This is a genomic window from Neptunicella plasticusilytica (assembly GCF_047922965.1).
GTDB lineage: Bacteria > Pseudomonadota > Gammaproteobacteria > Enterobacterales > Alteromonadaceae > Neptunicella > Neptunicella plasticusilytica.
Genome location: NZ_CP150481.1, coordinates 3,245,868 through 3,260,175, shown reverse-complemented (window position 1 = coordinate 3,260,175; position 14,308 = coordinate 3,245,868). Strand labels below are relative to the sequence as shown.

General features: G+C 40.2%; 10 protein-coding genes. 9 read left to right on the top strand and 1 reads right to left on the bottom strand.

Annotated features, from left to right (window positions below; translation table 11 throughout):
* Positions 1 to 7: 7 nt before the first annotated feature.
* Positions 8 to 2,731 carry a rhamnan synthesis F family protein gene (locus tag V1467_RS14620; protein ID WP_416305709.1) on the top strand — a complete coding sequence of 908 codons (2,724 nt, stop codon included), beginning with the start codon at positions 8 to 10 and terminating at the stop codon, positions 2,729 to 2,731.
* A gap of 17 nt (positions 2,732 to 2,748) precedes the next feature.
* On the opposite strand, the gene V1467_RS14615 is transcribed toward V1467_RS14620, so the two are convergent.
* On the bottom strand, positions 2,749 to 3,486 hold the full coding sequence (locus V1467_RS14615) for a sulfotransferase family protein (protein WP_416305708.1): 738 nt from the start codon (positions 3,484 to 3,486) through the stop codon (positions 2,749 to 2,751).
* A gap of 123 nt (positions 3,487 to 3,609) precedes the next feature.
* Between V1467_RS14615 and V1467_RS14610 the strand changes: the two genes are divergently transcribed.
* From V1467_RS14610 to V1467_RS14575, 8 genes are all read left to right on the top strand, one after another.
* A complete protein-coding gene (locus V1467_RS14610) occupies positions 3,610 to 4,536 on the top strand; it encodes a hypothetical protein (RefSeq protein ID WP_416305707.1) in 927 nt (308 codons plus the stop codon).
* 99 nt (positions 4,537 to 4,635) lie between these two features.
* Positions 4,636 to 5,691 (top strand): HAD family hydrolase, encoded by a 1,056-nt coding sequence (locus V1467_RS14605; protein WP_416305706.1) that lies wholly within the window; start codon positions 4,636 to 4,638, stop codon positions 5,689 to 5,691.
* A complete protein-coding gene (locus V1467_RS14600) occupies positions 5,691 to 7,619 on the top strand; it encodes a rhamnan synthesis F family protein (RefSeq protein ID WP_416305705.1) in 1,929 nt (642 codons plus the stop codon). Before V1467_RS14605 ends, V1467_RS14600 begins: the two co-directional genes overlap by 1 nt.
* Before the next feature lie 33 nt (positions 7,620 to 7,652).
* Positions 7,653 to 8,645 carry a hypothetical protein gene (locus V1467_RS14595; protein WP_416305704.1) on the top strand — a complete coding sequence of 331 codons (993 nt, stop codon included), beginning with the start codon at positions 7,653 to 7,655 and terminating at the stop codon, positions 8,643 to 8,645.
* Complete coding sequence (locus V1467_RS14590) at positions 8,642 to 9,844, top strand: glycosyltransferase family 2 protein (protein WP_416305703.1); 1,203 nt, start codon at positions 8,642 to 8,644, stop codon at positions 9,842 to 9,844. Before V1467_RS14595 ends, V1467_RS14590 begins: the two co-directional genes overlap by 4 nt.
* Before the next feature lie 125 nt (positions 9,845 to 9,969).
* Entirely contained in the window at positions 9,970 to 12,417 is a 2,448-nt protein-coding gene (locus V1467_RS14585) for a sulfatase-like hydrolase/transferase (protein ID WP_416305702.1), read from the top strand.
* A 14-nt stretch (positions 12,418 to 12,431) separates the two neighbouring features.
* Positions 12,432 to 13,343 (top strand): hypothetical protein, encoded by a 912-nt coding sequence (locus V1467_RS14580; RefSeq protein WP_416305701.1) that lies wholly within the window; start codon positions 12,432 to 12,434, stop codon positions 13,341 to 13,343.
* Positions 13,344 to 13,359: 16 nt separating this feature from the next.
* Entirely contained in the window at positions 13,360 to 14,292 is a 933-nt protein-coding gene (locus V1467_RS14575; RefSeq protein ID WP_416305700.1) for a sulfotransferase family 2 domain-containing protein, read from the top strand.
* Positions 14,293 to 14,308 lie beyond the last annotated feature (16 nt).

The following is a 14,308-nucleotide window of genomic DNA, read 5'->3' as shown; positions in this document are numbered from 1 at the left end:
AATTTTCATGCCTGATCAAAATCCGCATAATTCTTCCTTATTTTACTTATGTACCGGTTTTCATCGTAGCGGTACGTCATTGGTGGCTCAAACGTTGGCTGACAACGGTATGCACATGGGAAATGAGCTGATGGGAGCCAGTTTCAGTAACCCGCTCGGTCATGTAGAAGATTTACCTATTGTTCGTTTACACGATAAAATTTTCAGTATCAATGGCGTTGACTGGCGTTATCACGATCATGCACCTTTGGTGAAACCGAATTGGTTATCTAATTATATTGCCCGCTATGTTAATGAAAAACGTGCGGGAGGTATGCTAAACGGCGTAAAAGATCCACGAGCGGCATTTTTTTTGAAAGATTGGCAATTAGCTGCTGGTGATCGACTTCGTTATATATTTGTCTACCGCCATTGGACAACGGCATGCCAGTCATTATTTAAACGACATAGCCGCCATTTGGTTAATAGCATTCATCCCCTTGACAGTAATAAGCTCAATTTCAGTTTTTGGCAGCAACCTGATCTCGCTTTTGATATGTGGCGTACCACTAATAAACGGATACTGGATTTTTATCGCGATCATCCCGAAAAATGTTTGTTAATATCACAAGAAGCGTTAATTACTAAAAATGATTCAGTTAACCATTTTGCAAAAAAAATAGGCTTGTCATCGACGAGTTTTACTTGCCAAAACTTCAGGCAGGACTTGATGACGGACAGAGCGCTAGAGTCAACCATCAATATGTTATCGGCGGCTCAACGACAGCTGTTAGATAATTTGTGGAGTGAATTGCAACAGCAAGCGGATGTTGCATGTGAACAAATCCCTCAGGTAATAAAAGATAACTGGTTTCCGTCACCGCGGCATTTTATTCGTAAGCTCAAATCGAAACCGCATGTAGAATCAACTGAAACTCGGTTCAATTTAGCCGGGTTAAGCTGGGATGAAAGTTTTGGTTTCCTGGTTAGGATTCCGCCACACAGATTTAAACCGGCTCTGCTGGAAGAGTTACTTAACAGACCTTTTACTCATAGCCAACATTATCAGACATTAGCCAAAGTTGCGCACAGAGCCGAACAATATCTTATTACCAGACTGGCCAAAATACGTGCAATGCAAACGTATAGTCAGAGTTGGAAACTATCGGACTGGGACTTGTTTACTGATGAACAGCCTGACTGGATGACATTAACCAGGCAGCAGCTGATCAAGGCTAATCCTTTCTCGGTGTTGTCCTTGTCTGACTTGACCGATTCCGATCCAGAAATGCTGGAATGGCTACAACAGCCAGAGCATAAAATTATTATTGCTCTTGAACATGCCGATAAACCCCGACTGATTAAGCGCTTGACGGCAACACTGCTATATAAAGCCAGTAATAATGCGAATTTTTATATTAGAGTCGCTGATATCGCCAGAGACAAGAATTGCTTGATCGCAGCCGAGTTTTCTCTGTTGTTAAGTTTGAGAACCAGTCAAACAGCCATGCCTATGAGAGCTTTGGCTGATTTATACCGCTCACAGAATAGGTTACATACGGTTGCCGATTGTTTAGGTGATATTGCTACATTACCTGACTCAGATGTTGAAATTGTTGCCGAGTTGGCCGATGTTCACCACGCATTGGGACAACAAGAAACGGCTAGTCGATACTTGCAGCAAGCTATGGCCATGGAACCGAAAAATTCCGTTGTTTTGAGTACTCAGCAACATATGCTACTCAAAGAACAGCCAAAGCAGGATGTGGCCTCGCAGCTTTCATATGATTTCTCGATGTATTGCTTGCCTGATAATGAACATTATGAAAATGTGGTAGGAGCGATGCGTGAAGATTATCAGCAAGGCAAGCAGAGAGATCACTTTTATCGTCAGAATGCGTTTATCCAACGGCGCAATCGAACATGGTTAGGTCACGGACTTGCTCAGCTTGCTCCCAGATCGCAAATCAATTTGTGTAGTCATATTTATTTACATTGGCAATCTTTGTTTAGCAGCGAAGTGTTGACTACTGAATTAAAGCTCGATAGCCAAACTGAACTTGTGAGCAGTCCAATAGCGACGGGAAGTGAGTCGGCATCGCTCAAATTAGCTATTACATTAGAAGTGACCAATGTAGAGCTTTTAGCGGAAATGAGTAGCTTTATCAAACAAATACCCTATCAGTCAGATATATTCATTTTTGTGGCTTCTAGTATATTCGAGCAAATCAATTCAGTTTTTGCTTCAAGTGGTAACGTCAGAATCATTTCGATGCCTGTAGATTGTGATTTTCTGGAAAAATTAAAATATGAAGCTGATACTGCAAAAGATTATTCGTTGGTATGCAGATTAACTACTGATGTGCAATCACAACCCGTTGAGCTTGAAAATTGGCGTCTCCAGCAGTTGTTTTGGCTATTAGGCTCAGGTGAACGTATTAGGCAATTTATGCAAGCATTTGCTGAGAATCACCGGTTAGGGTTGTTATCTGCACCACTCAATACTTATTTGATCAATAACGTGCTGAAAGATGTTTCTCCAAACAACAATTTATTATCAAAATCTGATTCGGGAGAAGTGATAGCACCGATTATGGGCAAAATGTTTTGGTATCGTCCCGATGCATTAACGACTTCATTGACTGAAATCCCACTTTTAGAACCGTTCGAGAGTGGGGACGAAATTAATTGGTCGTTAGCCTGGCTGCTGAAACAAAATGGCTTTACACGAGCATTTAGTCATCAAATTTAGTGATAGTGGGCGGTGACTTACATGCCTCCCATAATTAATTTTTGCCATTGCTCGGGAGTCTCACGTTTTAACCGGTAAAAAAGACGAGCATATATTTTAGCCAAAGTATCACTCCAGTGGCTGAAATTTTGTTCGGTGACAAAGACAGTTCTGGGTTCAATGGCAGCGTTTGGTAAGTCTAGAAATTTGAAAATACGCGCTAATGTAGCTTGATGATTATGTTTTAGGTCTGATTGCATCATGACATTAATTTGATTTCTGGGAATGGTTTGAAACAGATAATCCAATTGTTGTCGGTAGAGGCCCCGGTGCAGATAAGATTGAGTGCGAAAAGCGGATCTAAAAGGCCAGCTTTTATGTTTTCTCACCTTTCTCAGTCTGAATGATTCCAGTATAAAGGCAACCAGCATACAGCGGTGTTCATCTTTTTCGCGTCGTGACATTTGATAGTGTGAGATCGCTCTTTCAACAGGATCCCTTAGTATTACAATAAATTTGGCATCGGGATTGTAGCGATAGCAGGCTTTCAGAAATGCGGGGTGGTACAGAGTAATGGGAGTGGCATCACATATTATCGATTCATTATTGAATGCTTTCAGACGCTTATTGTAGTGTTGCTGAATAAAAGCCGAGGGGTTGGGATGGACACTAATATTTGGATGGTCAAAAGCGTGTGCTTCTTTTCCGTCAACGACATAAATGTCGGGATGTTGATGCAAAAAACTGGCAAGGGCGGTTGTTCCCGCTTTTTGCACACCAATAATATGTAAGTTGATCAAACCTAGCTTGTTCTTCATTTAGGATAAAATAGTTAATAGTTATTGTCTGGCTGCTGGCTGGTCATATTTGAATATTTTAATCAGGATTTAAACAAAAGAATGACCAGTAAAAAGCGCACTATATTATTTCACCGATGGTATCACGGCTACACGGGAGGGCACCAAAAGGTTTATGATTATCTGACACATACTTTGGCATCTGGTCAGTTTGACGTAAACTTGTGGGTAGAAAATAAAGCGTCGGTTAACCCTGAGTTATTTACCAATATAACTGGTGTTAGTTACCTTGATGATTACACCCCCTCAGAAGCAGATATTATTTTTCTGGCTGGCCTGGATTGGAAAGCCTATTTACCTTTCTATAATCCTCAGCAGCCCATAGTTAACCTTATCCAACATATACGTCATGGAGATCCCAATCATCCACTACATCAGTTTTTACAATATAAAGCTATTCGGCTTTGTGTTTCGGATGCGGTGCGTCAAGCGATAGCGCCTTTTGCAAATGGTCCATGCATTACGATTAAAATGGGTCATCAGGTTCCTGCTATCAAAGTACCTAAAGTACGGGATTTGTATATTTTGGCACCAAAACAGCCGGCACTGGGGGGGGCGTTGGCAGATTGGGCAAGGTCTAAGGGAATGTCAGTATTACTGCATAATAAAGCGGTTGAAAGGGATGTTGTATACTCGAGCATGGCTTCCAGCCGAATTAGCTTGCCTCTACCTAATAAAACGGAAGGTTTCTTTTTACCGGGCATAGAAGCGATGAAACTAAGTGACTGGGCAGTGGTGCCTGACTGCGTTGCCAGCCGAGAATATTCGGCTAAAGGGGCAAATATTGTTGAATGTGAACATAGCGAACAAGGTTGCCGTACGGGTATCCATCAAGCGCTTCAGCAACTATCTCGTCCATACCGATTTTACTATCAGTTTCACGGTAAGCGTCGAGTGGCTGGATATCAGTTAAAACAAGAAAGAAAGGAATTACAATATATACTGGCGCATTTAGAGCAGTTCTGGTGAATCCTGAAAGTAAAATGTGCTACTATGCCGCGCCAAAACTCATTGGCTTTGCATCGCATATTTATTAAACGTTTTTTGTCATAGGTCTGCCGAATCTTCATGGATAAAAATACAGCGCTTTTTGATTTCGGATATAACTTTTTAGGCCCTATATGTGGTGAATATTTCCATAAGCTAGATAGTTTTATCCAGACTCTAGACAATCCCAGATTGTTATTCCTTGCGCGTGAGGGATATTTTTTTGATCGAGTTTACAACGGACTGGTTGAAAAGCAGCTCATACCGACATTAGACAATGACTATCTATATGTTTCTCGTACGTTTTTGTTCAGAATAAATATTGCTGATATTTATACTTGGCAATGGAGTTTAACGCATAAGTTTAAAGGGACTTTACAAAAATTATTGACGGGCCGATTTGGTTTCCATTTTGAACAAATTGCCGATGTTTTTTCACAAACAGAATTATCCACCGAATGGATATTGCCAGAGCAAGAAGAAGAATTGCGAGGTGTATTGAAAAAACATTTACCAGAACTGGATGCACTCGTGTTATCTAGTCGCAATGCATATTTCGATTATCTTCGCAGTCTTAACTTTACCGGGTCACAACCTCTGATTTTTCTGGATGTTGGCTATTCAGGAACGATACAAAAATTGCTTACCCATATGTTGGAGCAGAATACGGAAGGATTTTATTTTATCGCTACCAATCCCGGAAAGCATAAAATTGGTAATCAACGGGCGACTATGCATTGGGCGTTTAAGCAAAAGGTTCGTATGGGAGATGGCTATACGATGCTAGATCGTTCTTTATTTCTTGAGTCTTTGCTGACAGCTCCTGATGGTCAATTGATTGATTTGGTTAAGAAATCAGAATTTGATGCGCAGCCTTTCGAATTTTTGTTTGGCTGGCAGGCGTACACCCAGCGCAATTTTCACGAACTGGATCGTGTCATGCAGGGAGCTGAAGCTGCCGTCTTCCATATGTTCCGGAATGATATTCGATATAGTGTGCAAGAGATAGAGACGCTTTATGAACAATATACAAGCAGACGGAACTTATTACCCAGAGTAGCATGGCCGTTATTTGATGTTGATGATGCCATTTCAGGCCATGGTAATGTCAATCCATTACAATTGTTTGGTATGTAATGATGAAAGCAAAATTAAAAAATATATTGCGCTATGACTACTGGCGAAGATTTCGTTCTAAAAGGAAACTCAGGCGCACATTTAATGATGCTGTGGCGCAAAATTTATTTGACCTGAAATGGTATGAAGAGCGCTATGGTAAATTTGCTAACCCATTGGCTGCCTACGAGGATTATTTAACCAAGTCCATTTTTGCCAATGTGAATCCGTCGGCTACTTTTGATAACGAGAGTTACTTAAGAACTAATCTGGATATCTATTATCAGGGAACCAGCCCGCTAATACACTACCTGAAATACGGGAAAAGTGAAAATCGCCGGATTTTGCCAGCTCATCTTCGTTGGCATCCCAAAGATGAACTGATTGCGACCGAAGCTTCCAATTGGGCTCAACAGAAAGTGGCTATCTGTTTGCATATCTACTACGCCGATTTTGTGGATAAGTTTGCCAATTGCCTGACCTCATTTCCAATGGACGTTGACGTCTTTGTTGCGGTTAGCAATGAAGATATAAAGCGTCAGGTTGAGTTGCGGTACCCGGTAATAGCACAAGTGAAAAACTTGTCTATCATTGTTGCTCCCAATCGAGGCCGAAACTTCGGTCCGCTGTTGGTTGAATTTGGTAAACAATTACTTGCCTATGATTTGATGTGTCATCTGCACTCTAAAAAGTCACTTTATTCAGGTCGAGAACAAACCCAATGGTTTGATTATCTAAATCAGTACTTATTCAAAGACCGACATGTTGTGGCATGTTTATTACGGTTGTTTGCAGAATATCCTGAGCTGGGTATGTATTATCCGACATCTTTTTGGATGATGCCCTCATGGGTTAATCATTGGACTTGTAATAAACCTTACGCAAAAGCTTTTGTTGATGAATGGCAAATTGATATTACCAATGATTTCGTCAATTATCCGGTGGGTGGAATGTTTTGGGCACGTCCTCAGGCATTAAAGCAACTGTTTGAGGTGGAATATGAATATGAGCACTTTCCGGAAGAACCATTGGTAAATGATGGCTCATGGTTACATGCACTGGAACGCGTTTTGGGTTTGTTAGTAGAGAAAAATCAATACAAACAATTCTTTTATAGTCCTGCTGCGGCTAAGTTTACCTGTGACAAATCTTTTATATTTAGTAATTACCATAAGCCACCTGAACAGTTGTTTCAGGAACTCCGTAATTTCGATGTGATCTCATTTGATATTTTTGACACTGTTATCCGTCGTGAATATACCCACCCCGATTTTGCTAAATGGCAAGTAGGCAAAGAGTTGGCTAAAGAACAACTGGTTACAGGTCCCCAGGCGTTTCTCACTTTGAGGAACGATGTGGAATTAACCTTACGAAGAGAGAGACAGTTTAAAGGTGATGTCAGTATTGAGGAAGTTTACCAGCGAATCGCTAAAATGCTTTGCTGTGATCCGGAGCAAAGTAAAGCCTGGATGCAGCTTGAGTTTAGTCATGATTTGAGTTGTATAAAGCCAAAGGATGAAATGATTCATTTGGTGCATCAACTAAATGCAATCAAGCGCGAAATATGGTTTGTGACGGATACTTATTACACGAGGGCGCAAATAGAATATATGTTAAGGAAAGCTGGGATTGGAGTGCCTTATAAGCTCTTTGTTTCAAGTGAATTGGGGTTAAGGAAAGATGCAGGGACGATGTGGAAAATGCTAAAAAATCAAATTGATTCCTGTGATGTAAGTCATATTCACGTTGGAGATAATGTACGAGCTGACGCCCAAATATGTGGAGATTTTGGGTTAGCTAATATGCATATTCTTCATCCGGTTGATAAATGGCAAGCTGCTGGATTTGAACCGGTTTTTAAGCATTCGGAGTCTTTCGACGAGAATAATGTCAATAAATGGGGGCGATTAGTCAGTAATTTAGGCCGCTATCCGTTTTTTGGTGAATAGCATTCCGCACGAATAAAAAGAGGGAACGAAATAATGAATACACTTTATTTGCATGTAGGTCCGCACAAAACAGGTACCACACTTATTCAAAAGTTTTTGCTTGATAATCAAGGGTGGCTATTTAAGTCAAACCTAGTTTATCCGAAGCGATATCAGAAGATTTTTGGGCATCATGAATTCCGTGAACTTATCGTTAATCGTCAATTATCACAAGAAGATAGAGATTTTTTCAACAATGAGCAACATGACTTTTTATTGTCCAGTGAAGACTTTATTTCGCTGAATAAAGACGACTTTGAGTACTTAAAACATAATATAGAGTCAAAAAAAATTGTTGTTATTTTTGGTTGGCGTCGAGCAAGTTTCAAACTGTATTCAATTTGGCAGGAAGTCATTAAGCATGGAGGGACTGACACTTTCTTTAGTTATTATCATGACCATTTGGCACGCCCCGGACAAAGTCAAATGTTATCCGCCGACCTAAAATTAAATATGTTTAGTCATGTTTTCGGCAAAGAGAACATCAGGATTATTGATTACGATGCTTCAGCCAAGAATAACAGCCTATTAAGAGATTTCATCAAAACATTAGATAATGTTGAGTGGCAAAATGACTTTGTAACGGCAGAAAACAATGCAGAGGCAGTCAACCGGTCAATGGATATTACTGATATCGAAATTATTCGTGCATTAAATCATCAGTTTAAGGCTTTGTATGATATTGACGGAGCTTGGGTTAGAACTCAATTCGCTCAGCAGCAGGAACAACTTGAAGAAATTGGTCTTGGCAAATTAAAATCGATCATTTCCGCATATCAGCAAGAATTGACTGTAGGTAATTATTTTATTGATATTCGCTGTGAAACCATTATGGCAGATAAGTTTGCTAATAATATGATCAACTATGAACCCAATACTGTTGTGAAAAAAATTCGACTGGCTAAAGCAGATTGGATGTTTAACCCTGAAGGGCAAAAAATTCTAAATCAGATTACAGAACATTTGAAGGAAGCCATTAATACATGATGAATGAAAATGCTTCCTCAAATAATCCGAGGGTAAAAATTGTTGCTGTTGCCAAGGATGAAGCAGCATACTTGCCTGACTGGATACACCACCATTTGTATTTGGGATTCGATTTTATTGATGTTTATGTTAATCGAACAACTGACAACAGCTTGCAGATGCTTAATTTTATTAACAAAACTTACCCTCAGGTACGAGGAATAAGTGCCGACTGGATTGATACTTGTCCGCAGGAAGCGCAAAGTAATTTGCAATATATTGTTTATGCAAAAGCTTTTGAAGAAGCAAAAGTAAATGATGAAGCCGATTATATTCTTTTTCTTGATATTGATGAATTCTGGACTCCTAAAAGTCTACGTAAGTCAATACAAGAGTGTATTGCTGAAAATCCCCACGCCGATACAATTTCGTTTGAATGGATAAATGAGTTCGGACGTGATGATGCTTTTTTGCCATTAGCCCAACAAATTCAGGGAAGAATCAATCCGTTAGTTAAAACACTAATAAAAATCACCGCCCCAGTATTAAAACATCGCTTTCATATGCCCGAGCTTGATTCTGGAAACTCGGTTCTTGTTGATGGACAGCCATTTGTGCGTGATGCTCAATTAAGAGAAGGTTTACATCGAGACTTGCAACATTTGCGTCCGGTTATGATTATTCATCGCGCATTCCGCTCACCGATGGAATATATCTCTTTATTGAATAGAGGAAGACCTTCAGATGAATTGCAAATAAAGCTGAATCGGGGAGGTTACAATGAATGTGCGGGAAGAGAAGTGTTATTTGAGCTGAATAAGGATGGTTATGATAAATACATCGAATCACATAGCCAGTTTGTTCAATCTATGTCGTTTGATGAAATGTTAGTCAAGGCAAGAGAGTTTGTTCAGTCACGTTATCAACGAACATTGGAATATTTACCTAATGTTCCTCGTAAATATTTTCTGGATCTATTTCGTGTATTTAGGGGATGTACGGATAAAGAATATAGGCAACTAACTACAGCGATGATGAACTCTACCCGTTTGAAACGTTGTCAGGACCCTGACGAATTAGTTGAACTCGCCAAAGGGGCAGAGAAAATTGATGTTCACGTGGCACATGTTATATGGAAGCAAGCGTTAATTTATAGGTCAAAGGGCCCGCAGATTAAAGACAAAATTAAAAAATATATTGAAAAATATGGCGAAAGTTAGGTTGCCGAAATATATGTTTGTTGTGCGATGATGTCTCTATTTACTCTTTATTCGTTTCTGGATATATCAGTAATAATTGATGTGGTCAGAAAAATATTTTGAAGTCGTAATATCAGGAATAATTGATGAAGAACCTGCTTAAATTTATCAGTCTAAGTATGTTGTTGATGAATGTATTTGTTAGCTCGTTGAACGCAGCAAGTTTTCATAAAATGACCTCAACAAAACACGATTATAATGGTGATGGTGTTGCAGATTTCGCTCTCAGACATCCACCGTTATCATTGTGGACCATTTTAAACTCTGCTGATGGTCAACTCGGTTCTGATATAACAAGAGTTCGCTTTGGCCTTCAGCCGAGAGATATTCCTGTTCCTGCCGATTATGACGGCGATGGTATGACTGATATCGCGATTCGACGTCCTTCTAACGGGACTTGGTATATATTGAATTCGAGTGGCAGTAATTTTAACTCTGCGAAGGGCGACGGGATTCAGCGTATAAGGTTTGGACTTAAACGGGACGATATACCGGTTCCAGCTGATTACAATGGAGATGGAAAAGCGGATGTCGCTATTTATCGGCCTTCGAACAAGACCTGGTATATATCGTTGCCGGATAGTGATGAAGGCAAATTCAAAATTCGCAAAGTGCGATTTGGGCTCCAGCCCGGTGATATTCCGGTTCCCGCAGATTATGATGGCGACGGGTTAGATGATATTGCCATAAGAAGACCATCTAACGGTATCTGGTATATATTGAATTCGAGTGGCAATAATTTAAATTCTGCTAAGGGCGACGGAATTCAACGCGTGCGCTTTGGTCTTAAAAAAGAGGATATTCCGGTTCCTGCTGATTATGACGGTGACGGTATTGATGATATTGCTGTTCGTCGACCATCAGATGGCGTTTGGTATATTTTGAATTCGAGTAATACGAACTTTAATTCAGAGCAGCGAGATGGAATACAACGTGTTCGTTTCGGCCAGGAAAATAGCGATATACCGGTTCCTGCTGATTACGATGGTGATGGTATAGCTGATGTTGCTATAAGAAGAAATTCATCACATATGTTCTATATTCTCTATTCGTCAGATCGAGTTGCTCGTGAAGTAGTGTTCGGTGAAGAGGCAACAGATGTTGCGGTTAATACTTCAGTGAACAATATTTTAAGCAGTCTCAAGAAAGCAGTAACGCTGACAGTAATCCCCCCCAATATTATTGTTATTTTTACCGATGATCATGGATATGCTGACTTAGGGGTTCAAAATCAGCTTAGCGATGTTATAACACCTAATATTGATAATCTGGCTAATAACGGTGTGCGTTTTACCCACGGTTATGTTACCGCACCGCAATGTACTCCTTCACGAGCAGCAATGATAACCGGACAATATCAACAGCGGTTTGGCGTTGATGAGAATAAGTTTACTCCCATTCCTATTGGCGTGGAGACGTTGGGCAATCGCTTTCAGAATTTGGGCTATCAAACAGGTATGGTTGGGAAATGGCACCTGGAGGTAGATGGTAATTCCAAAGAGTGGGGAGCAATAAATCATCCCGAAATGGTTCCATTCAACGCAGGTAATGTGCCTCTGCAAGAACGGCGTCAATTCTTTCCAGATTCACGTGGTTATGATGACACGTTTTTTGGTTTCAATATTCGTTATTGGACCAACTTTAATCTTCGAGGAGAGCCTAAACCGGCATCGTATACTAACTATAGTATGTATCGACTTGATGCGATAACGAAAGCGGCTACCAGTTTTATTGACAAAAACTGGCAGAAACCGTTCTATCTGCATGTTGCTCATTACGGTCCTCACGTACCATTGAGTGCAACGGACGAATATTTGTCGCGCTTTCCGGGGGACATGCCTGAACGTAGACGATATGCATTGGCGATGCTGTCTGCAATAGATGATGGCGTGGGACAAATCGTCGATACACTGGAAAAATACAATTTGTTAGACAATACCCTAATTTACTTCATTAGTGACAATGGAGCACCTTTGGGGGATGACATGACGGACGCACCACTGACTCAGCTTGGCACATGGGATGGATCGATGAACGTGCCTCTTGCTGGCGAAAAAGGAATGCTCACCGAAGCCGGAATTCGGGTGCCATACATCGTATATTGGAGAGGACATTTGAATTCCGGTACTGTCGTTGATAAGCCAGTATCTTCGCTTGATGCGGCTTATACTGCGCTTAAACTAGCCGGAGAATACGATTTATCAGAACTGGATGGTGTTGATTTAATGTCCGCGTTAAATGGTGAAACAGAGTATCTGGATACTAGAGCACTTTATTGGCGCTTTTATAAACAACGGGCAGTTCGTGAAGGACGATGGAAGTATTTGCAGGCTGGCATTAAACGAGAATATTTGTTTGATTTAGAAAACGATTCGCAGGAGTCGTTTAATCTAATTCAAATGTACCCTGAAGTCGCTAAACGTTTGCGACAGAAATATCTGAGTTGGTCGTCAAATCTGAAACGGTCAGATGCTATGGCAGAAATAGAGATTCCGTTCCAGAGACGTTATGACGCTTATCTACCTTTTTATTAATTCATGTTGTTTGAATGACAAGTTTCTGTATTGCATCACCACATAAGAATGAGCTTTGGTATGACTACCGACTTTATGTCAATCTCAAAGCTGAATTGGTTAGGATGGGCTTTCAATATCGTGCGGCATCAAAAAATCGTATTTATTTGTTAGGGGGCCCAGAGCGCTACTTTTACCATGAAGTGGGCAGGTTTGATCCAGATGCAAATAACTTAGCATTAATTTATTGTCATTCAGAAAAGTTAAAAGCTATCAATCACTTTACCAGAATATTTGTATGTAGTGATGGTGTTAGGCAATTTTTGAATCGTAAGAAGCTTTATCGATTAGAGTTTTTACAAAAGAACGGCAAGTTTTCTACTGATCAGCCATTGGATATCATTCGTCCTTTTTCGTCGCTTGAGCCTACATTGGTTACTAGGCCGCGTTACCAGTGTGATATATCTTTTGTGGGGACGCCAAGAATTCGCCCCATTCTGGAAGCTGTTTTACCCTACGTTGAAAAACATGGTTGGAAGCTCAATCTTTACGGCCCTAACTGGGATAGTTATGGGGGCAACCCGTTGGCGCAGAAATATTGGACGGCTACTAACGTACCTTATGAGGATATTCCGTTGTTGGCGAGAGGGTGCAAAATCTGTCTTATAGATCATCATGCAACAATGAATAGGATAGGGTCTGTTAGCCATAAATATATAGATTTTATTAAAGCGGGAGGGTTCGTTATCAGTGACTGGAATAAGGATGCGAAACAGTTCTACAAAGGTGTTTGCTTTCGGACTCCTGAGCATTTAGTTAAACAAATCGAGTTATATCTGGACGCCCCTGAATTGAGAGAAAAACAGAAAATATACCAGCAAGATATCGTGGCTCAACAATCCACTGGTGCTGTGGCCAGACAACTTGCTAATTATTTTATTGAATGAATTCTGAGTAATCGCATTGAAAAGTATAAATTTCCCATTTCTATTTGTTCATATTCCCAAAACAGCTGGAACCAGTTTGCGTAGCGCTTTGATGAAAGCCTATTCTGATGGAATACTGGCCTGTGACTATGGGCTTGAGGAAAAAGCAACAACTAAAGACATTCGACAGTTTGTATATGAAGACAAAGATATATATAAGCTGATAGAAAAGGGAGTCAAAGGTATATATGGCCACTTCCCAACATCCAAGTATTTGCATCTTAGTCATTGTAATAACGTAATTTGTTTTATGCGTGATCCCGTGGAGCGAGTTATTTCCGAATTTAAACACGTGCAAAGAATCGAGGGGTATGAAGGCACGCTTGAAGAGTTTGTAGCTATACCCAGAATCATCAATTCACAGTCACAATTTTTAAAAGGATTACCTTGGGTCAGTTACGGATTTATTGGTGTATCGGAACAATATGACACAGCATTGTCATTGTTGAGTCATAAACTTGGGCGATCTCTAAAGACTTCCAAACTCAACACGGCAGATAAACATCAGAAGATGAATGTTTCGTCTGAGCAAAGGGCGTTGATTGAATCATTAAATAATAAAGATATTAAGCTTTATCAGCAGGTGATTGACAAGTTTGAATGGCGAAAAAAGTTAAGCCTAGCAAAGGAACTTTTTATGCATGGCGGGTGGGAATATAATAGAGCTAGAAAAGCGATTAATGGTTTCGCCTATTATGATGATAGTGACTCGGTTGTTATTCTTGAAATGTACGTTAATGGTCAGTTTTACAAATGTATAGAAGCCAAAAATTATCATGCGGTCATGCAAAGAGCAGGAGTAGCGCGCCTAGGATATGTAGGATTCCGCTGTTCGATGGAATTAAACAGCGCTGATGAGATAACGTTAGTCAACGTTAGAACAGGTCAACCTTTACCGAAGGTAGCTTAACTTTGTTTTGCAGAAG

Excerpts from the sequence above, each read along its gene's own strand:
- V1467_RS14620 (WP_416305709.1), top strand. The coding sequence starts at position 8 with ATGCCTGATCAAAATCCGCATAATTCTTCCTTATTTTACTTATGTACC.
- V1467_RS14610 (WP_416305707.1), top strand. The coding sequence starts at position 3,610 with ATGACCAGTAAAAAGCGCACTATATTATTTCACCGATGGTATCACGGC.
- V1467_RS14605 (WP_416305706.1), top strand. The coding sequence starts at position 4,636 with ATGGATAAAAATACAGCGCTTTTTGATTTCGGATATAACTTTTTAGGC.
- V1467_RS14600 (WP_416305705.1), top strand. The coding sequence starts at position 5,691 with ATGATGAAAGCAAAATTAAAAAATATATTGCGCTATGACTACTGGCGA.
- V1467_RS14595 (WP_416305704.1), top strand. The coding sequence starts at position 7,653 with ATGAATACACTTTATTTGCATGTAGGTCCGCACAAAACAGGTACCACA.
- V1467_RS14590 (WP_416305703.1), top strand. The coding sequence starts at position 8,642 with ATGATGAATGAAAATGCTTCCTCAAATAATCCGAGGGTAAAAATTGTT.
- V1467_RS14585 (WP_416305702.1), top strand. The coding sequence starts at position 9,970 with ATGAAGAACCTGCTTAAATTTATCAGTCTAAGTATGTTGTTGATGAAT.
- V1467_RS14580 (WP_416305701.1), top strand. The coding sequence starts at position 12,432 with ATGACAAGTTTCTGTATTGCATCACCACATAAGAATGAGCTTTGGTAT.